Origin of the sequence: Polyangium spumosum (genome assembly GCF_009649845.1) — a bacterium.
GTDB classification, from domain to species: domain Bacteria; phylum Myxococcota_A; class Polyangia; order Polyangiales; family Polyangiaceae; genus Polyangium; species Polyangium spumosum.
Genome location: NZ_WJIE01000009.1, coordinates 1 through 19,202, shown reverse-complemented (window position 1 = coordinate 19,202; position 19,202 = coordinate 1). Strand labels below are relative to the sequence as shown.

Here is a 19,202-nt window from a genome sequence, read left to right as displayed (position 1 = left end):
CCCCTCTCCGCACGCGGAGAGGGGAGAAGATGCGCACGAGGCGGCTCGGGCGCGGTAGCATCGCGCTCCTTGCCTCGGAGGAGTCGGGACATGCGATTCACAAGCTTCTTCGCGATCGCCGCGCTCGCCGCGGCCGGGTGCACGGCCGACGGCCGGGACCTCTTCGGCACGCCGAACAACCAGGGCGGCGGCGGCGAAGGCGGCACGTGGGGGAGCGGCGGCATGGGCGGCATGGCCGGCATGGGCGGCATGAGCGCGTCGTCCTCGTCCGGGAGCACGGCGTCGTCCTCGTCGAGCGCGTCGAGCTCGAGCGCGGCCTCGTCCTCATCGTCCAGCGCGTCCTCGTCCTCGTCGTCGTCCGCCTCGTCGTCCTCGTCGGGCGGCGGCGACACCTGCCAGCACGCGGTCTGCAGCGTCGGCGACGCGCTCACGCTGGGCTGTAATGCGTGCGTCGATCAGGTCTGCAACGCGCAGAACGGCCAGGGCTGCTGCGACAACTTCTGGGGGGCGGGTTGCGTGGCGCTCGCCGACGAGCTCTGCAGCGCCGGCTGCTGCGGCAACGGCGAGTGCAACGGCGAGACGTGTGACTCGTGCCCGAACGACTGCGGCGCCTGCGCCTGCGGCGACGGCACGTGCAACGGCGGCGAGGACTGCGGGACGTGCGCGCAGGATTGTGGTCCGTGCCCGGAGTGTCCGCACTCCGTCTGCGGCACGGGCGCGGCGCTCGACCCGAACGTTTGTCGCGGGTCGTGCGTGGACGAGGTGTGTATGCAGGACCCGGCCTGCTGCGGCATGGGCTCGAGCGCGCCGTGGAGCGGAGCGTGCTCCTACCTCGCCGACACGCTCTGCGGCGCGGATCCGTGCATCACGTCGGTGTGCATGGATCAGCCCGAATGCTGCACGACGGGCTGGGACGAGGCGTGCGTGGCGGCGGCGACCATGAAGTGCGGCGTGAGCTGCAACTGCGCGCACTCGATCTGCCAGAACGGCGGCGCGCTGGATCCGACGTGCAACCCGTGCGCGGAGGCCGTGTGCAAGGCCGATCCCTATTGCTGCGAGCAGAACTGGGACGGGATCTGCATCGGCGAGGTCGGGCTGATCTGCGGGATCGACTGCAACTGAGCCTCACCCCCAACCCCTCTCCACTCCGTGGAGAGGGGGGAAGAGGCGCTTATTCTCCCCCTCTTCACGGAGTGGAGAGGGGGATGGGGGGTGAGGCTAATGCGTCTGCCAGTGCGGAGGAATCTCCTCCAGCGCCACGGCGGGCTCGGCCGACGGCGGCGCGCGGCGCGGGCCGTTCGGCTTGAAGCTGTGCTCGGCGCCAGGGAACGTGCGCGCCTGCACCTCGTCCACGTACGCACGTGTCGCCGCCATGATCTGCTCGCCCACCTCGGAGAAGCGCTTCGCGAACTTCGGGCGCAGCTCCGGGTACATGCCGAGCATGTCGTAACAGACGAGCACCTGCCCATCACAACCCGCGCCCGCGCCGATGCCGATCGTCGGGACAGACACGGCCGCCGTGATCTCCTCGGCGAGGTCCGGCGGGATCGCCTCGAGCACGATCGCATACGCCCCCGCCTCGTCGAGCGCCTGCGCGTCCCGAAGGAGGCGCGCCGCGGCGTCCTCGCCCTTGCCCTGCACCTTGAAGCCGCCCATCGCGTGCACCGACTGCGGCGTCAAACCCACGTGCCCCATCACGGGGATGCCCGCCGCGACGATGCGGCGCACGTGCTCGGCCACCTCCTCGCCGCCCTCGATCTTCACGCTTTCGAACGCGCCGTCCTTCATCAGGCGGCCCGCGTTCTCCAGCGCTTGCACGGCCGAGACCTGGAAGCTCATGAACGGCATGTCCCCCACCACGTGCGCGCGCCGCGCTCCACGCGCGACCGCGCGGCCGTGGTAGCAGATCTCCTCGACCGTCACGGGCAACGTCGTCGGGTGCCCCTGCACGACCATGCCGAGCGAGTCGCCGACGAGCAGCATGTCCGCGCCGCCCTCGTCGAAGAGCCGCGCCATCGTGAAGTCGTAGGCCGTCACCATCGCGATCGGCGGTCCGTTCGCCTTGCGCGCGCGAATGTCCGGCACGGTGATCTTCTTGGGAGCCGCAGCCGGACGCCCGCCGCCGCTGCTCTGACCTTTGGGACCGTACATGTTTTCCTCCGGGTCGCGGCCGCATGACACGGTCCACGCCTGATCCGAGGCTAGGGCGACCCGAAGGAAACGGCAAGACAGGCGATCAACGACGCCGACGACGACGCGCGACCGAGAGGACCAGCGCGCCGCCGAGGAGCCCGAGCGTCGCAGGCATGCTCGCCTCGCCGCGGATGGCGCAGCTCGCGTTGCTCTTCGTGCCGGCGTTCGGGTCGTCCGCCCCGACGCCGACGCCGTTGTCCCACGGGTTCACGTCGGGCATGTCCTGATCGAAGCACCAGTCCGGCGGGGGCGGGCATGCGGGCGGCGTGCCGATGGCGTTCTCGACCTGCAGCCATCGCTCGACGTGCGACTGGTCGGCCGACGCGCCCAGCGTGAGATCGGTCGCGAGCGCGGGGCGCGAGAGTTCGGCGTGGATGCGCGTCAACCAGAGGGTGTTCTCGGGGATCGAGCCGAAGAGCGTGTCGAGGTCCTCGACACACTCGTCGAGCGCGCTCGGCCCCATGGGATCGCCGCCGTAGCCGCTGTTCTCCGGGTCGTTCTGGGCCGTCCACTTCAGGTTGTCCTCGATCCAGTACCTCGAGAACGGCTGGCCCGCCTCGATGAGCCACGCCTTGCCGCCCGACGCGTCGAAGCTCTTTTTCTTGAGGTCCGTGTAGTTGCTCGACTGCGTGTCCCAGTTCCACACGAGATCCTGGGCCTTGATCTGGAAGCTCGGGAAGTTCGTCGGCTCGTACCGGCCCTCGCCGAGGATCCACAAGGTGATCGGCGTGATCGCGCCCGTGCCCGCGGCGACCATACGCAGAGGCAAGGTCGGCTGCGCGCCGAGCGAGGAGATACGCACGGGCCGCATCGAGTTGACGCCCTCGCCAGGCACGAGCTTGAGGGCGAGGAAGTTGAAGCCCTCGTTCACGTAGGCGTCGATGACGGGCTTGATGTCCGGCGGGACGTAGTAGCCGTTCGAGAGCAGCCAGTTCGCGAGCGCGTTCGGGTCCTGCGACGAGAGCTGCACCGTGGCGTACGGACCCACGACCTCCTCGGCGATCACCTCGACGCCGCCGCCGCCCGCGCCGCCCGATCCCGCGTTGTCGAAGTCGCCGCCCGCGTTCGGCGCGCCCGCGCAGCCAGGCGGCAGGCAGTTGATCGAGGGCGAGACGACCGAGATCTGCGTGGCCTGCTCGAGCGCGTTGAAGACCGCGTCGGACGAGAGCCCGACGTCGACCTCGCCCTTGATGGGCAGGATCCACGCGAAGGAGGAGGGGTTGCCCGCGTAGGTGATCTGATCGTAGAGCGTCGTCCGATCGTTGGAGATCGAAAGGATCATCCGATGACCGGTGACCTGCGTGTTCTCCGACTGCACGACGGTACAGCCGCCGCAGGCGTCGGCGTCACCCGCGTAGAGCGCGGGCGCGGCGAGGAGCGGCAAGGACAAAACGAAGGCGCGAAGGAGCTTCATCGCGTGTTCTCCAAGGCAAGGGCCCGGCAGCGCCGAGCGAGGGACGCTTCGCCACGCGAGTCCCCCGAGGAAGCGCGTGGCCCCTCGATTCTACGCCCGTCGTCGCTCCAGGAATGTCCAGCGGTCGGAGAAGACGAAAATAGACGAGAGACGTCCGCTGCGGTCACGGCGCGTGGAGCATGCCCTCGTCGAGGCGGCGCATGCCCTCCAGCAAGAGCGCCTCGGGCGAGACGGCGATCGTGCGGCCCGTAGGCTCGACGTCGGGCTCGAGCCGGAACTCGCCCTCGTCGAGCGCGATCATGCGGTAGAAGGCCTCCTCGCCGAAGACCTGCTCCCAGCGCGCGTCCACGATCTGCCCCTCCGCGAAGTGGATCTCGCCCGTGCCCTTGCCCGTCTGGATACGCAGCGCGCACGTCTTGCGGCCATGCCAGAGGACCTGGACCATGTCCGGGATGCTCATCTCCGCGAGGGATCCCGCCACGCCGCGCCCGCCACCACGCGCGACCCGACGCTCGACGAGCTGACGGAGCTTGGCCGCGAAGATGTCCGCGGACGTCGGCTTCGAAACGAAGTCGTCGACGCCGAGATCAAAGGACTTCTGCGCGCTGTGCTTGTCGTTCTTGCGCGTGAGGATCACCCACGTGATCCCGCGACCCCACGACTCCTTCTGCGCGTCCGCCCGGAGCGCGAGGCCCATCTCGGGCTCCTCGAGGTCGATCTCGCTGACGACCGCCGCGATCTCGCCGCCCTCGAGCTCACGCCACGCCTGCGCCACGGTCCGCGCGACGCGCACCTCGAAGCCCTGCTCGATGAGCCGGAGCTCGAGCACCGTCGTCTCCTCGGGATCCGGGTCGATGACGAGCACGGTGTACCGCTCGGACAGGAGCCGCGCGCGCATGTCGTCACCCGTGACCTCGTGGCGGAAGAGGTCGACGATGTTCGGATCGAAGACGGTGCCGCGATACCCGGCAAGCACGTCACACGCCTCGGGCGGGCGCAGGATCTTGCGGAAGGGGTTGCGCGGGTTCTGCGTGAGGTCGGCGTAGGTGTCCGCGACGGCGAGGATACGCGCGCCGAGCGGGATCTCCTTGCCCGCGAGGCCATGCGGCAAGCCGCGGCCGTCGTACCGCTCGTACATGGCCTGCAGCGCCGCGATGCTCTCCGCCGGCAAGCCCACCGAGCCCATGAGCTGCGCCGGGAGCGCGACGGCCTTGAGCCCCGCGACCCTGTGGCCCTCGTACTCGGCGACGTTTAGCGCCGTGAGGTGATACGCGCCCATCTTGCCGAGGTCGTGCAGGTAGGCCGCCACGACAAACGCCGCGACATGCGCAGGCGCGAGGCCGATGCGCTCGCACGTGCGACGCACGAGGCGCGCGACGACGGCCGAGTGGCCACGTAGGTCCTGCCGGTTCGCTTCGAGCAAGCTGACGAGGACGTTGAGCGTCTCGACGTACTCGTGGGTCTCGATCGGCGTGAGGACCGGGACGGGAGGAGGCGGCGGCGTCGGTGAAGGCGGCGGGGCGAGCTGCGGGCGGGCCTGCGTGGGCGGCGCGTGGCCGCCCGTGGGCGAGGTCTGCGCGCTCGCCGCGACAGGAGGCGGGGGCCCGCCGTTCACCGAGGGCTGCGTGCTGCCCGTGTGCACCGAGGGCTGCGTCTGCTCGCGCGCGCCCGAGGGGCTGGTTTGTCCGGTCGCCGAGGGCGCCGTGGGCATCGGCGCGCGCGGCGGCGGAGGCGGCTGCAAGGCCGACCTGCGCGGCGACGCGGCCGGCGTCGGCACGGGCCCGGTGGCAGGACGCGCAGGCGCGGGGCCGAGATCGATGTCGATGAAATCCCCCGTCTGCGCGGCCGTCGCGACAGGCCGGAGGAGCGCTTCGAAGGCCGACGTTTCCTTGAAGTAATGCCGCGCGATCGCCGCGCGCACCGCGGCCGGCCGGGCCACGAGCGCGCGCACCTCGCGCACGCCCGCCGCGAGCTTCACCTCGTGGATCGCCGCGTCGTTGTCGGGATCGGCGGTGACGACGGAGAGCACCGACTTCGCCTCGTCGAGCAGCACCGGGAAGACGCCGTGCATCTTCGCGGTCTTCGGCAAGACGCGCCCGAGCACGCGAGGCTCGATGGCGGCCTTCGAGAGCTTCTCGGTCGAGACGAACCGCGTGTTGTGCAGGGTCGCGACGTACTTGAGCAGGTCCCCTTCGGGCACGATGTCGAGCTCGACGAGCGCGTCCTCGATGCGGCCGCGCTGGCGGCTCGCGTGCTCCACGGCGCGCCGATGCTCCTCGGCCCCGATCCGGCCCTCGGAGAGCAGGCGATCAGCGACACGCTGGTTGGTGCCGTGCACGGACATCGCGAGACCAGAGATAGTACATGTCCGCAAGGATGGGGGATCCCTGGACCCGCCGAAGCAGCAGTCATCCGGCAGATCGGCAGGGAGTGGCGCGTACCAGGCCGAACAAAAAAACCACACGCCCGCGCCTCGTGAAAGGGCGGGCGTGTGTTGATCGAAATTCGGCGAGGTAGGACAGGCCGGACGGCCTCCCCTACCCCGACGCGATCACTCCTCGTTGACGGCCGTGAGCGTCTCCTCGGGGCGGGGACGCGGGGGCGCCATGGCCGGGGCCGGGGGCTCGGCGGCCGGCGCGCGTTCGCGCATCGGCTGCTCGCCCTCGACGATGACCTGCAGCCGCTTGTAGGCGGGCAGGCCCGTACCGGCCGGGATCAGGCGGCCCATGATGACGTTCTCCTTGAGGCCGCGGAGATCGTCCACCTTGCCGCTGATCGCCGCCTCGGTGAGCACCTTGGTCGTCTCCTGGAACGACGAGGCGCTGATGAACGACTCGGTCGAGAGGCTGGCCTTGGTGATGCCGAGGAGGAGCGGCTCGGCGATGGCGGGGCGACCCCCACGCTCGAGCACCCGCTCGTTCTCACGCTCGAAGAGGTGCTTCTCGACCTGCTCGTCCACGAGGAAGTTCGTATCGCCGACGTCCTTGACGCGAACGCGCCGGAGCATCTGCCGCACGATCACCTCGATGTGCTTGTCGTTGATACCGACGCCCTGCAGGCGGTAGACCTGCTGGATCTCGTTCACGAGCCAGGCCGCGAGCTCCTTCTCGCCCTTCACGCGCAGGATGTCGTGCGGGTTCGGCGGGCCGTCCTGGAGCGGGTCGCCCGCGCGCACGCGATCGCCGGGCTGCACCTGGATGTGCTTGCCCTTGGGGATCAGGTACTCGCGCGCCTGATCCGGGAGCGGGTGCATGTCCGCGCCGAACGGCGTGATGATCACCTTGCGCTTGCCCTTCGTGTCCTTGCCGAAGGAGACCTCGCCGTCGATCTCGGTGATGATGGCGTGATCCTTCGGCTTGCGGGCCTCGAAGAGCTCGGCGACGCGGGGCAGACCACCGGTGATGTCCTGCACCTTCGTCGTGTCGCGCGGGATCTTGGCGATGATGTCACCGGCCTCGATCATGTCGTCCTGCTGGGCGACGATGTGCGCGCCGACCGGCAGGAGGTAACGCGCCTCGAGCTCGCTGTTCGGGAGCTTCAAGGTGGCGCTTGAGTTCGGATCCTTCAGCGAGATCCGCGGGCGGAGGTCGGCCGCCTTGGACTCGATGACGACCTTGCGCGACAGGCCCGTGACCTCGTCGACGCGCTCCTGGACGCTGACGCCCTCGACGAGGTCGCCGTACTTCACGATGCCGGAGACCTCGGTGAGGATCGGCGTCGCGAACTGGTCCCACTCGGCGAGCAGCTCGCCCGGCTTCACGCGCTGGCCGTCGGCGACCTTCATGTTGGCGCCGTAGACCAGGCGGTGATGCTCGCGCTCGCGGCCCGTCTCGTCGACGACGACGAGCTCGCCATGGCGGTTCATGACCACCATCTGGCCGTCCTTCTTGCGCTGCACGTTCGCGCGGCGCAGGCGGACGGTGCCCTCGGTCCGGGCCTCGAGGTAACTCGCCTCGATCTTGCCGCGGGCCGCCGTACCACCGATGTGGAACGTGCGCATCGTGAGCTGCGTGCCGGGCTCGCCGATCGACTGAGCGGCGATGATGCCGACCGCCTCACCGATGTTGACGCGGTAGCCACGCGCGAGGTCGCGGCCGTAGCAGAGCGCGCAAACGCCCCGCCGCGTCTGGCAGGTGAGCACCGAGCGGATCACGACCTCCTCGATGCCCGCGTCCTCGATCCGCTTGACCGAAGCCTCGTCGAGCTCGGTGTTGGCCGTGATCAGGACCTCGCCCGTGAGCGGGTCGATCACGTCCTCGAGCACGACGCGGCCGAGGATGCGGTCGCCGAGGGGCTGGATCACCTCGCCGGCCTCCTCGAGCTTCGTCACGCGGATGCCGTCGATCGTGGCGCAGTCGTACTCGGAGATGACCGCGTCCTGCGCGACGTCGACGAGGCGCCGGGTGAGGTAACCCGAGTTCGCCGTCTTGAGCGCCGTGTCCGCGAGGCCCTTACGCGCGCCGTGCGTCGAGATGAAGTACTGCAGCACGGTGAGGCCTTCACGGAAGTTCGCCGTGATGGGCGTCTCGATGATCTCGCCCGAGGGCTTGGCCATGAGGCCACGCATCGCGGCGAGCTGACGGATCTGCTGGGTCGAGCCACGCGCGCCCGAGTCCGCCATGATGTAGATCGGGTTGAAGCTCGGCTCGATGCTCTCCTTGCCCGTCTCCGGGTCGACGAAGCGCTCCTTGCCGATCCCGTCCATCATCTTCGCCGTGACCGCGTCCGCCACGCCGGCCCAGATGTCGACGATCTTGTTGTAGCGCTCGCCGTCCGTGATCAGACCTTCCTGGTACTGCTCGACGACGCGCTCGACCTCGCGCTGCGCCTCCTCGAGGAGGTCCTTCTTCGCCGGCGGGATCACCATGTGATCCATGCAGATCGAGATGCCGGCGCGCATCGCGTGGTCGAAGCCGAGCGTGCGGAGCCGGTCCGCGAGCAGGACGGTCTCCTTGTTGCGGTGGACGCGGTAGCAGACGTCGATGAGGGCCGAGAGGGCCTTCTTGTCGAGCGTCTTGTTCGCGTAGTCGAAGCTCACGCCCTTCGGCAGGACCTCGGAGATGAGCACACGACCCACCGTCGTCTGCACGATGCGGCGCTTGATCTGGCCGTGCTCGTCCTTGACGGGGTTGCCGTCCTCGTCGATGTGCGGCACGCGCACGCGGATGCCCGCGTGCAGCGCGACCTCGCCCGCGTCGAACGCCATGCGCACCTCCTCGGGAGACGCGTAGACGCCGCGCAGGTAGCCCTCGGCCGCCGCGCCGGAGACCGTGCCCTCGGCCCCATCGCCCGTGTTGAAGCGCAGGCTGCCCTCGCGGAAGCTGCCCTTCGCGAACTTGCGCTCGCGCGTGGCGTAGTAGAGCCCGAGCACGATGTCCTGCGTCGGGTTGATGATGGGCTTGCCGTTCGCAGGCGAGAGGATGTTGTTCGTGCTCATCATGAGCACGCGCGCCTCCATCTGCGCCTCGATCGAGAGCGGCACGTGCACCGCCATCTGGTCGCCGTCGAAGTCGGCGTTGAACGCCGCGCAGACGAGCGGGTGGAGCTGGATCGCCTTGCCCTCGATGAGCACCGGCTCGAACGCCTGGATGCCCAGGCGGTGGAGCGTGGGCGCGCGGTTCAGGAGCACCGGATGCTCGCTGATCACCTCTTCGAGGATGTCCCAGACCTCGGGACGCTCCTTCTCCACCATCTTCTTCGCGCTCTTGATGGTGTTGACGTACCCGCGCTCTTCCAGCTTGTTGTAGATGAACGGCTTGAAGAGCTCGAGCGCCATCTTCTTCGGAAGACCGCACTGGTGCAGGCGCAGCGTCGGGCCGACGACGATGACCGAGCGGCCCGAGTAGTCGACGCGCTTGCCGAGCAGGTTCTGCCGGAAGCGACCCTGCTTGCCCTTCAGCATGTCGCTGAGGCTCTTCAGCGGACGCTTGTTCGGGCCCGTGATCGTCTTGCCGCGGCGGCCGTTGTCGAAGAGGGCGTCGACCGCCTCCTGCAGCATGCGCCGCTCGTTGCGGATGATGATCTCGGGCGCATTCAGCTCGAGCAGCCGCTTCAGGCGGTTGTTGCGGTTGATGACGCGGCGGTAGAGGTCGTTCAGATCGCTCGTCGCGAACCGACCACCGTCGAGCGGGACGAGCGGGCGCAGGTCGGGCGGCAGCACGGGGATGACCGTGAGCATCATCCACTCGGGCCGGTTGCCGCTCTCCCGGAACGCCTCGACGACCTTCAGGCGCTTCGCGAGCTTCTTGCGCTTCGCCTCGCTCGTCGCCTTGCGCATCTCCTCGCGGAGCAGCTCCGCGAGCGCGTGCACGTCGACCTGCTTGAGCATCTCGAGCACGGCCTCGCCGCCCATGCCCGCGGCGATCTTGTCGTCGCCGTACTCGTCGAGGATCTGCAGGTAGCGCTCCTCGCTGAGGAGGTCGCCGCGCTGCAGACCCGTCTCCTTCGGGTCGATGACGATGTACGCCTCGCAATAAAGGACCTTCTCCAGATCCTTCAGCGTGATGTCGAGCATGTTGCCGATGCGCGACGGCAGGCTCTTCAGGAACCAGATGTGCGCGACCGGCGTCGCGAGCGAGATGTGGCCGAGGCGCTCACGTCGAACCTTCGACTGGATGACCTCGACGCCGCACTTCTCGCACACGATCCCACGGTGCTTCATGCGCTTGTACTTGCCGCAGTTGCACTCGTAGTCCTTCACCGGCCCGAAGATCTTCGCGCAGAAGAGGCCGTCCCGCTCCGGCTTGAACGTGCGGTAGTTGATCGTCTCGGGCTTCTTCACCTCGCCGTGCGACCACTCCCGGATCTTCTCCGGGCTCGCGAGCGAGATCCGAATGGCGCTGAACGACAGCGGATCTTTGGGCTTCTCGAAGAAGCTGAAGATGTCACGCATTCGGCATCACTCCTCTTCCGCGGCCGAGGCCTCGAGGCCCGTCTCGACCAGCTCGACGTTCAGACACAACGATTGCAGCTCTTTGATGAGCACGTTGAAGCTCTCCGGCAGGCCGGCCTCCAGCGTGTACTCGCCCTTGACGATCGCCTCGTACATGCGCGTACGACCCATCACGTCGTCGGATTTCACCGTGAGGAACTCCTGTAGCGCGTACGCCGCGCCGTAGGCCTCCATCGCCCAGACTTCCATCTCGCCGAGGCGCTGGCCGCCGAACTGAGCCTTTCCGCCCAGCGGCTGCTGCGTGACGAGCGAGTAGGGACCGATCGAACGGGCGTGGATCTTGTCGTCCACGAGGTGGTGCAGCTTCAGCATGTACATGATGCCCACCGTGACGTTCTGATCGAACGCCTCGCCCGTACGACCGTCGAAGAGGATCGCCTGACCCGAGCTCGGCAGGCCCGCGAGCGCGAGCGCGCCCTTGATGTCCTCCTCGGTCGCGCCGTCGAAGACCGGCGACGCGACGAACACACCGTGGCGAACCTTGCGCCCGGCCCGCACCGCGTCACCCTCGTCCATCGACGCGACGATCGCCGCGCTCTCCTCGTCGCCCGCGTAGACCTGCGCCAGACGCTCGCGGATCTCCGCGCCCGCCTTCTGCTCCTCGATCATCTGCTGGAGCTGTCGGCCGAGCTCGTAGGCACCCCAGCCGAGGTGGATCTCCAGGATCTGACCGACGTTCATGCGGCTCGGCACGCCGAGCGGGTTCAGCACGATGTCCACCGGCCGGCCGTCCTGCAGGTAGGGCATGTCCTCCTCCGGCAGGATCCGGCTGATGACGCCCTTGTTGCCGTGACGGCCCGCCATCTTGTCGCCGACCTGGAGCTTGCGCTTGATGGCGATGTAGACCTTCACCATCTTGATCACGCCCGGCGGCAGCTCGTCGCCCTTCGACAGGCGCTCGATCTTGTCGCGGAAGTGCTCTTCGCGCGTGCGCACGAGGTCTTCGAGGTCGCGGAGGATGTTCTGGATCCGGTCCGTCTCCTCGACAGGGATCTCGCCCCAGTAACGGCGCGGGATCTCGGCGAGGGCCGCCTCGGTGATCTCGTCACCCTTCTGCAAGAGAACCTTGCCCTTGTCGTCGACGAGCTTCCCGTTCGTCGTCTTGCCGACCAGGATCTCGCGGACCCGACGGTAGAACGAGTCGCGCAGGATCTTGATCTCCTCGTCGCGCGTCCGCTCGATCCGAGCGCGCTCCTGATCCTCGATGTCCCGCGCGCGGTCGTCCTTCTCCGTGCCCTTGCGCGAGAAGACACGCGCGTTGATCACGATGCCGCTCACGCCCGGCGGGACCTTGAGCGAGCTGTCACGCACGTCGCCGGCCTTCTCGCCGAAGATCGCGCGGAGCAGCTTCTCCTCGGGGGAGAGCTGGGTCTCGCCCTTCGGCGTGATCTTACCGACGAGGATGTCGCCAGGACGAACCTCGGCGCCGATCCGCACGATGCCCGAGTCGTCGAGGTCCTTCAGGGCCTCCTCGCCGACGTTCGGGATGTCACGCGTGATCTCCTCCTTGCCGAGCTTCGTGTCGCGCGCGACGCACTCGAACTCCTCGATGTGGATCGAGGTGAACACGTCGTCCTTCGCGATGCGCTCCGAGACCAGGATCGAGTCCTCGAAGTTGTAGCCCTGCCACGGCATGAACGCGACGAGCACGTTCTGCCCCAGCGCGAGCTCGCCCATGTCCGTCGACGGGCCGTCCGCGAGCACGTCGCCCGCCCTCACCACGTCGCCCGTGCGCACGATCGGCTTCTGCGTGTAGCAGGTCGACTGGTTCGAGCGCTGGTACTTCATGAGGTGGTAGATGTCCGGCACCTCGGCGCCCTCGCCCGCCGCGCGCACCACGATACGCGTCGCGTCGACGCTCTCCACGATGCCCGGCCGACGCGCCACGACGCACACGCCCGAGTCCCGCGCGAGCCGGTTCTCCATGCCCGTGCCGACGAGCGGGGCCTCGCTCCGGATGAGCGGCACCGCCTGGCGCTGCATGTTCGCGCCCATGAGCGCGCGGTTCGCGTCGTCGTGCTCGAGGAAGGGCACGAGCGCGGCCGCGACGCTCACCATCTGGTTCGGCGCGATGTCCATGAGCTCGATCATGTCGGAGGCGACGATCTTGAAATCGCCGTTCAGACGCGCCGAGACCACGTTCTCGCGGAACTTGCGACCGTCATCGAGCGCGGCCGTCGCCTGCGCGATGTACTTGCCCTCTTCCTCGAGCGCGCTGAGCCAGGTCACCTCGTCGGTCACCGTGCTCTCCGTGACCTTGCGGTACGGCGTCTCGACGAAGCCAAACTCGTTCACGCGGGCGAACGTCGAGAGCGACGCGATGAGGCCGATGTTCGGGCCTTCCGGCGTCTCGATCGGGCAGATGCGGCCGTAGTGCGTGGCGTGGACGTCGCGCACCTCGAAGCCCGCGCGCTCGCGCGTGAGACCACCCGGGCCGAGGGCGGACAAACGCCGCTTGTGCGTGACCTCGGAGAGCGGGTTCGTCTGGTCCATGAACTGCGAGAGCTGCGAGCTCCCGAAGTACTCCTTGACCACCGCGCTGACGGGCTTCGCGTTGATCAGGTCGTGCGGCATGAGCGTGTCGATCTCCTGCGACATGCTCATGCGCTCCTTGATCGCGCGCTCCATGCGGACCAGGCCGATGCGGTACTGGTTCTCCATGAGCTCACCGACCGCGCGCACGCGGCGGTTGCCGAGGTGGTCGATGTCGTCGACCGAGCCGCGGCCGTTCTTGAGCTCGATGAGGTGCCGGACCGTCTCCAGGATGTCCTGCGGCGTGAGCACCGTGAGATCGAGGTTCGGGCGCTGGCCCTCCGGCAGATCCCGGTAGAACTTGTAGTTCAGCTTCAGCCGGCCGACCTTCGAGAGGTCGTAACGCTCGGGGTTGAAAAACAGGTTGTGGAAGAGCGTCTTCGCCGTCTCGAGCGTGGGCGGATCACCCGGGCGCAGGCGACGGTAGATCTCGAGGATCGAGTCCTCCTGCGTCTTCACCTTGTCCGCGAGCAGCGTGTCGCGGAGGTACGAGCCGACGTTGAGGCCGTCGATGAAGAGGATGCGGAAGCTCTCGAGCTTCGCCTCGCGGATGCGCTCGAGCTTGGCGTCCGTGAGCTCCTCGTTCACCTCGACGATGACCTCGCCCGTCTCCGGATCGACGACGTCGTGCGCCGCGACCTTGCTGACGAGCTCCTCGGTCTCGACCTGCATGCGCTCGAGCTTCGCCTCCTTCATCTTGCGAATCGCGGCGCGCGTGAACTTCGTGTTCTTCTTGACGATGACATCTTCCTTGATCTTGATGTCACGCGTCGCGCGCTGGCCGGCGAGGAGGTCGTACTCGATGCTCTTCGCGTACTTGCCGCCCTTCTCGAGGTAGACCGTCTCCGTCGAGTAGAAGTAGTTGAGCAGGTCCTGCGTCGAGTAGCCGAGCGCGCGCAGGAGCACCGTCGCGTGCATCTTCCGGCGACGGTCGATGCGCACGTAGATGATGTCCTTCGGGTCGAACTCGAAATCGAGCCACGAGCCGCGGTACGGGATGACGCGCGCCGAGTAGAGCAGCTTGCCGCTCGAGTGCGTCTTGCCCTTGTCGTGATCGAAGAACACGCCCGGCGAGCGGTGGAGCTGGCTGACGACCACGCGCTCGGTGCCGTTGATGATGAACGTGCCCGTCTCGGTCATCAGCGGCAGCTCGCCGAAGTACACCTCCTGCTCCTTGATATCCCGGACGATGCGCTCGCCGCCGTCACGGGTGTCGTAGATCATGAGCTGGTTGGTGACCTTGATCGGCGCCGCGTAGGTCATGCCTCGCTGGCGGCACTCCTCGACGTCGTACTTCGGCGGCTCGAGGTTGTACGATACGAAGACGAGCTCACTCGTCCCGTTGAAGTCCTTGATGGGGAACACCGAGCGGAACACCGCCTGGAGCCCGACTTCCTCCCGCTCGTGCGGCGGGACGTTCATCTGGAGGAACTTGTCGTAGCTGGACTTCTGGATGTCGATCAGGTTCGGAACGTCGATGATGCGACGAACGCGCCCCAGATTCTTACGGATGCGGAAGTTGGATTGGACGACCGACGGCATCGATATTCCTCCGGCTCCTACGGGTGCACAGGGCTCGTTCCCCGCGCGCTCCACGAACCGAGCATCAGCCTCGAAGCTACGAAACAGCCATCAAAGGTCCCGGCGACGGACAAACTCGGCTGCGCTACCGCGACCTGGACACCACGCTCGAAACGCGCGGCAGACGCAGCAGCAAACCCCCCAAAGACAAAACTCGACGCGCGGCAGGGACGTTCGCCCCTGCCGCCGTCGCATGGCGGATCGCGCTGTCCCTAACAGGGAAGCTCGGATCCTTACTTGAGCTCGACCGTCGCACCTGCCTCGGTGAGCTTCTTCTTCATCTCCTCGGCGTCGGCCTTGGAGACCGCTTCCTTCACGTTCTTGGGCGCGCCCTCGACCAGGTCCTTCGCCTCCTTGAGGCCAAGGCCCGTGATCTCGCGGACCGCCTTGATGACCGCGATCTTGTTCGCGCCGGCGTTCGCCAGCACGACGTCGAACTCGGTCTTCTCCTCAGCCTTGGGCGCCTCGGCCGCAGCCGCCGGGCCAGCAGCAACCGCCACCGCAGCCGGAGCAGCCTTCACGCCCCACTTGTTCTCGAGCTCCTTGATGAGCTCGGCGATCTGGATGACCGGCAGGTTGGAAAGGTAATCGACGACCTGCTCCCGCGTGATCTCAGCCATGACGAGACTCCTTCAAACCGTCTGCGCGCCGCGGTGGGATGAGTACCCCGGGGCGCGTCTCTAGATCAAAACCCGAAGGGCGCAATGCCCTTTCTCACTGGTCGAGCGTTTGGCGTGCCGAATCACCCCCGGCAGCCCTCGCCCCGACCACGATCGGACCCGGTACCAGGGCTCCTCAGCCGGCCCCGCCCGCCGCGTCCTCCTTGGCCTTCAACAGGTACGCGAAGTTCTGAAGAGGCGCGTTGAGCTGCTGCACGAACTGCGTGAGAGGCGCCTGCAACGTGGCAAGCAGCATCGCCCGGAGCTCGTCCTTGCCAGGCATCGTCGCGAGCTGATTCTCCACGCCGGCGGCGTCGAGAATCTGGCCCTCGATGAGGCCCGCCTTGATCTTCAGCTTCTCGTGCTCTTTGTCCTTGCGGAAGGCCTTGACAACCTTCGCGGCCGCGCTGGGGTCTTCGTAACTCCAGGCGATCCCGGTCATCCCGACCAGCGTGTCGTCGAGCTTCTGCGACCACGCGTGATGCTTGATCGCATGACGAACGAGCGTGTTTTTCACGACTCGATACTCGACGCCCGCCTTCCGGAACTCGTCGCGCAGCTTCGTGACCACCGCGACGTTGAGCCCCGTGAAGTCGAGGAAGACCGCCGAGGTCATGCGATCGAATCGCTGCTTGACCTCGCCGACCAGAGCCTCTTTCTCCGTGCGCTCCATGATCAGCCCTCCTCACCCTTGTCGCTGAGGTGCACCGGGTCGATCCGGACGCCCGGCCCCATCGTCGAAGACATCGTGATGCTCCGGAGGTACACCCCCTTCGCCGTCGACGGCTTCGCGCGGATGAGAGCCTGAATCAAGGCCTCCGCGTTCTTGGCGAGCGCGTCCTCCTTGAAGGAGACCTTGCCGATCCGAGCGTGCACGATGCCCGCCTTCTCGACGCGGTACTCCACCTTGCCGGCCTTCGCTTCGGACACCGCCGTCTTCACGTCGACGGTGACGGTGCCGACCTTCGGGTTCGGCATGAGGCCTCGCGGACCGAGGATACGACCGAGCTTACCGACCAACCCCATCATGTCCGGGGTCGCGATCACGCGGTCGAAGTCCATGAAACCTTCCTGGATCTTGTTCACCAGGTCGGCCTCACCGACAACATCGGCGCCCGCCGCCTCCGCTTCCTTCGCCTTTTCGCCCTTGGCGAAGACGAGGACGCGGACCGACTGGCCCGTTCCTGCCGGCATGACCACGGCACCACGGACCATCTGGTCCGCATGGCGCGGATTCACGCCCAGCCGCACCGCGAGATCGACGGTCTCGTCGAACTTCGCGTTCGCAGCCTGCTTGACGAGCGTACACGCTTCCTGAAGCGTGTACTTGCGCGTACGGTCCACCATGGCCTGGGCCGCAACGCGTTTCTTGGCGACTTTCGGCATCTGCCCTCCTGTTTTATCGGCTTACGCCTCCCACGGTGCGCCGTTTTAACCGTGGTGCTCTCCTCCCAACGTGGGGGGGTGCTCTTTTCAAGCCGCGCCTTCACGCGGCCGCGCGCTCGCAGCCGGCTTCTCCGACGAACGGAGGTGCTGCAGAACGCGCGAAATCACGCCTCAGTCGACGATCGTGATGCCCATCGAGCGGGCCGTACCCGCCATGCTGCGCATCGCCGACTCGAGGTTCGTCGTGTTCATGTCCTGCATCTTCATCTGCGCGAGCTCTTGGAGCTGCTTGCTCGACACCTGGCCGACCTTCACCTTGTTCGGCTCCTTCGAACCCGAACCAGGCTTCTTCTTGGTCTCCAGCCCCGCGGCCTTCTTGAGAAGCACCGACGCGGGCGGCGTCTTCAAGATGAACGTGAACGACCGGTCCGAATAGACCGTGATCACCACCGGGATGATCATGTCGCCCTGCGAGGCGGTCCGCGAGTTGAAGTCCTTGCAGAACGCCATGATGTTCACGCCGTGCTGGCCGAGCGCAGGACCGACCGGCGGCGAGGGGTTGGCCTTCCCCGCAGGGAGCTGAAGCTTGACGTACCCGGTGACCTTCTTCGCCATTGCTTTACCCGTTCTGTGCTGCGTCTACCTTGTTCGTTCCGCCCCGGAGCGTCGCTCAGCGCTTCTCCACCGCCGAAAAATCGAGCTCCACGCTGGTCGGACGGCCGAAGATCGACACCTTGACCTTCAGCTTCTGCTTATCCATCTTCACGTCGTCCACGGTCCCGGTGAAGTTGGCGAACGCGCCGTCGAGCACGCGAACCTCCTCGCCGACCTCGAACGTGAGCTTGGGCTTCGGCTTGACCGCGCCCTCCACGATGCCTCGACGCAGACTCTCGATCTGCGGGGCCGGGACCTCCTGCGGCGTCTGGTTGCCGATGAAGCCCGTCACCTTCGGCGTGTCCTTCACGAGGTGCCACACCGTCTCGCTCATCTCCATCTCAGCGAAGATGTAACCAGGCAAGCTGAGCTTCTGACGAACCCGCTGCTTGCCCCCCGGACGGTTCTCCGTGACCGTCTCACTCGGGATCAGGATCTCGCCAATTTTATCCTCGAGACCGTGCTGCTTGGCTCGCTGCTGGAGCGCATCGCGCACCTTCGCCTCGTAGCCCGAGTAGGTATGAATGACGTACCACTTCTTCGCCATGGCGCGTGGCTCCCTAACGGCCCTAGCTCCCAGTGCCGTAGACGATGCCCGTCACGAACGACCACAACCGGTCGAGCAGCGCGAGATAAAGGGTGGCAACCGCGCTCGCCGCGATGACCACCACGGTTGAGTTCGTGACGTCCTTCTTGGTCGGCCACTTGACCTTGATGAGCTCCGAAGCAACCTCGTCCGTCCACTCCCGCACGTCGGGCCGACGGTAGGTCCGCAGCGTGACGACGAGCGCAATGACGCCCGCGATCATCGTCGCGTACATCGCCTTGTCCTCGTCCGTGACCGCCGCGAGCGTCGGCACCGCCCGGCTGAACCAGTCCCGGTTCGAGAGGTTGCCCCAGAGTCCGTGGATGGCCTTGCCGAGCACGTACGCGCCGAGGATCGCCGCCCCGAAGAACCCCGCCATCACGTAGCGGTCGGTCCCGAGCTGCCGCGCCGCCGCGACCTCCCCGTCCTCGCCGGCCCCGTCGCCCTCCGACGCCTGCGTCTCCGAGCCTTCCGAGGCCTCGTCGTGCTCTTCCTCGCCCTCGCCCTCGGCAGCCGCCACGTCGAGATCGCTCCCCTCGCGCACCGCGAGCGAAGCATCCGGAGCCGAGTCCGGGGCAGAGTCCGGCGCAGAGCCCTTTTTCTGGGCCTTCTGTGCCTCGTCTTTCTCTCGTCGTGTCGCCATCGCCGTTCGTCCCAACGTGCCGGATCTCGCCTCGAGCAGCGTCACCGACATCTACGCCTCGCCCGCTCGCGTTCGCGAGGCCGAGCGAGGCGTCTCGTGTGGCCCCTACCTCGTGCTGACCGGAAGGAGCCCTTGTGGGCAGGGGCAGAGAGGCTCGAACTCCCGACCTGCGGATTTGGAATCCGCTGCTCTACCAGCTGAGCTATACCCCTTCAAGCTGCTCGACCCGGGACTGATTGCCACGCGCCAAGCAGTTCGTCTACTTTCGATCCCGACTACTTCGTCTCCCGGTGCAGCGTGTGCTTCTTGCACTGCTTGCAGAACTTCTTCAGTTCCACGTAATCCCCGGGAGACTTGGTCGTCTTGTAGTTCCTCGCCGTACATTCGGTGCAGGCCAGCGAGATCGAGATTCGTGTCCCTCGTTCTCCCGAGGGCCCGCCAGACCCGCCGCCCTGCACCGACATCTCGATCTCGCTACTTGAGGATCTTCGTCACGATGCCCGCGCCGACGGTCTTCCCACCCTCGCGGATCGCGAACCGCATCTGCTCCTCGAGCGCGACCGGCGCGATGAGCTCGATGTCCATCGTGATGTTATCGCCCG

The 19,202-nt window shown here is 67.1% G+C and carries 14 protein-coding genes and 1 tRNA gene; 1 reads left to right on the top strand and 14 read right to left on the bottom strand.

What is annotated here, in order from left to right; translation table 11 throughout:
* Positions 1–90: 90 nt before the first annotated feature.
* Complete coding sequence (locus GF068_RS28075; protein ID WP_153822564.1) at positions 91–1,122, top strand: hypothetical protein; 1,032 nt, start codon at positions 91–93, stop codon at positions 1,120–1,122.
* Between the two features lie 96 nt (positions 1,123–1,218).
* Here GF068_RS28075 and panB read toward each other — a convergent pair whose 3' ends face one another.
* The 14 genes from panB to GF068_RS28005 all read right to left on the bottom strand — a co-directional run.
* The gene (gene panB, locus GF068_RS28070; RefSeq protein WP_153822563.1) at positions 1,219–2,151 is read right to left on the bottom strand and encodes a 3-methyl-2-oxobutanoate hydroxymethyltransferase; all 933 of its coding nucleotides are present in this window, start codon (positions 2,149–2,151) and stop codon (positions 1,219–1,221) included.
* Between the two features lie 85 nt (positions 2,152–2,236).
* Positions 2,237–3,607 carry a DUF2330 domain-containing protein gene (locus tag GF068_RS28065; protein ID WP_153822562.1) on the bottom strand — a complete coding sequence of 457 codons (1,371 nt, stop codon included), beginning with the start codon at positions 3,605–3,607 and terminating at the stop codon, positions 2,237–2,239.
* 163 nt (positions 3,608–3,770) lie between these two features.
* Positions 3,771–5,951 (bottom strand): DUF4388 domain-containing protein, encoded by a 2,181-nt coding sequence (locus GF068_RS28060; protein ID WP_153822561.1) that lies wholly within the window; start codon positions 5,949–5,951, stop codon positions 3,771–3,773.
* A 207-nt stretch (positions 5,952–6,158) separates the two neighbouring features.
* Positions 6,159–10,499, bottom strand: coding sequence for a DNA-directed RNA polymerase subunit beta' (gene rpoC / locus GF068_RS28055; protein WP_153822560.1), 4,341 nt, complete (start codon positions 10,497–10,499; stop codon positions 6,159–6,161).
* Positions 10,500–10,505: 6 nt separating this feature from the next.
* Positions 10,506–14,633 carry a DNA-directed RNA polymerase subunit beta gene (rpoB, locus tag GF068_RS28050; protein ID WP_153822559.1) on the bottom strand — a complete coding sequence of 1,376 codons (4,128 nt, stop codon included), beginning with the start codon at positions 14,631–14,633 and terminating at the stop codon, positions 10,506–10,508.
* Between the two features lie 272 nt (positions 14,634–14,905).
* Complete coding sequence (gene rplL / locus GF068_RS28045) at positions 14,906–15,292, bottom strand: 50S ribosomal protein L7/L12 (protein WP_153822558.1); 387 nt, start codon at positions 15,290–15,292, stop codon at positions 14,906–14,908.
* 175 nt (positions 15,293–15,467) lie between these two features.
* On the bottom strand, positions 15,468–16,004 hold the full coding sequence (gene rplJ, locus GF068_RS28040; protein WP_153822557.1) for a 50S ribosomal protein L10: 537 nt from the start codon (positions 16,002–16,004) through the stop codon (positions 15,468–15,470).
* 2 nt (positions 16,005–16,006) lie between these two features.
* Positions 16,007–16,717, bottom strand: a complete 711-nt coding sequence (gene rplA, locus GF068_RS28035; protein WP_153822556.1) for a 50S ribosomal protein L1 — start codon at positions 16,715–16,717, stop codon at positions 16,007–16,009.
* Between the two features lie 171 nt (positions 16,718–16,888).
* A complete protein-coding gene (rplK, locus tag GF068_RS28030) occupies positions 16,889–17,332 on the bottom strand; it encodes a 50S ribosomal protein L11 (protein ID WP_153822555.1) in 444 nt (147 codons plus the stop codon).
* 55 nt (positions 17,333–17,387) lie between these two features.
* The gene (gene nusG / locus GF068_RS28025; RefSeq protein WP_136932097.1) at positions 17,388–17,918 is read right to left on the bottom strand and encodes a transcription termination/antitermination protein NusG; all 531 of its coding nucleotides are present in this window, start codon (positions 17,916–17,918) and stop codon (positions 17,388–17,390) included.
* A gap of 22 nt (positions 17,919–17,940) precedes the next feature.
* Positions 17,941–18,600 carry a preprotein translocase subunit SecE gene (secE, locus tag GF068_RS28020; protein ID WP_153822554.1) on the bottom strand — a complete coding sequence of 220 codons (660 nt, stop codon included), beginning with the start codon at positions 18,598–18,600 and terminating at the stop codon, positions 17,941–17,943.
* 139 nt (positions 18,601–18,739) lie between these two features.
* A tRNA-Trp gene (locus tag GF068_RS28015) sits at positions 18,740–18,812 on the bottom strand.
* Positions 18,813–18,875: 63 nt separating this feature from the next.
* On the bottom strand, positions 18,876–19,064 hold the full coding sequence (gene rpmG, locus GF068_RS28010; RefSeq protein ID WP_153822553.1) for a 50S ribosomal protein L33: 189 nt from the start codon (positions 19,062–19,064) through the stop codon (positions 18,876–18,878).
* 10 nt (positions 19,065–19,074) lie between these two features.
* A partial coding sequence (locus GF068_RS28005) for an EF-Tu C-terminal domain-related protein (protein ID WP_476704320.1) occupies positions 19,075–19,202 on the bottom strand: 128 nt, incomplete at its 5' end.

Excerpts from the sequence above, each read along its gene's own strand:
- nusG (WP_136932097.1), bottom strand. The coding sequence starts at position 17,918 with ATGGCGAAGAAGTGGTACGTCATTCATACCTACTCGGGCTACGAGGCG.
- GF068_RS28075 (WP_153822564.1), top strand. The coding sequence starts at position 91 with ATGCGATTCACAAGCTTCTTCGCGATCGCCGCGCTCGCCGCGGCCGGG.
- rpmG (WP_153822553.1), bottom strand. The coding sequence starts at position 19,064 with ATGTCGGTGCAGGGCGGCGGGTCTGGCGGGCCCTCGGGAGAACGAGGG.
- rplK (WP_153822555.1), bottom strand. The coding sequence starts at position 17,332 with ATGGCGAAGAAGGTCACCGGGTACGTCAAGCTTCAGCTCCCTGCGGGG.
- GF068_RS28065 (WP_153822562.1), bottom strand. The coding sequence starts at position 3,607 with ATGAAGCTCCTTCGCGCCTTCGTTTTGTCCTTGCCGCTCCTCGCCGCG.
- panB (WP_153822563.1), bottom strand. The coding sequence starts at position 2,151 with ATGTACGGTCCCAAAGGTCAGAGCAGCGGCGGCGGGCGTCCGGCTGCG.
- GF068_RS28060 (WP_153822561.1), bottom strand. The coding sequence starts at position 5,951 with ATGTCCGTGCACGGCACCAACCAGCGTGTCGCTGATCGCCTGCTCTCC.
- rplL (WP_153822558.1), bottom strand. The coding sequence starts at position 15,292 with ATGGCTGAGATCACGCGGGAGCAGGTCGTCGATTACCTTTCCAACCTG.
- rpoB (WP_153822559.1), bottom strand. The coding sequence starts at position 14,633 with ATGCCGTCGGTCGTCCAATCCAACTTCCGCATCCGTAAGAATCTGGGG.
- secE (WP_153822554.1), bottom strand. The coding sequence starts at position 18,600 with ATGGCGACACGACGAGAGAAAGACGAGGCACAGAAGGCCCAGAAAAAG.
- rpoC (WP_153822560.1), bottom strand. The coding sequence starts at position 10,499 with ATGCGTGACATCTTCAGCTTCTTCGAGAAGCCCAAAGATCCGCTGTCG.
- rplJ (WP_153822557.1), bottom strand. The coding sequence starts at position 16,004 with ATGGAGCGCACGGAGAAAGAGGCTCTGGTCGGCGAGGTCAAGCAGCGA.
- rplA (WP_153822556.1), bottom strand. The coding sequence starts at position 16,717 with ATGCCGAAAGTCGCCAAGAAACGCGTTGCGGCCCAGGCCATGGTGGAC.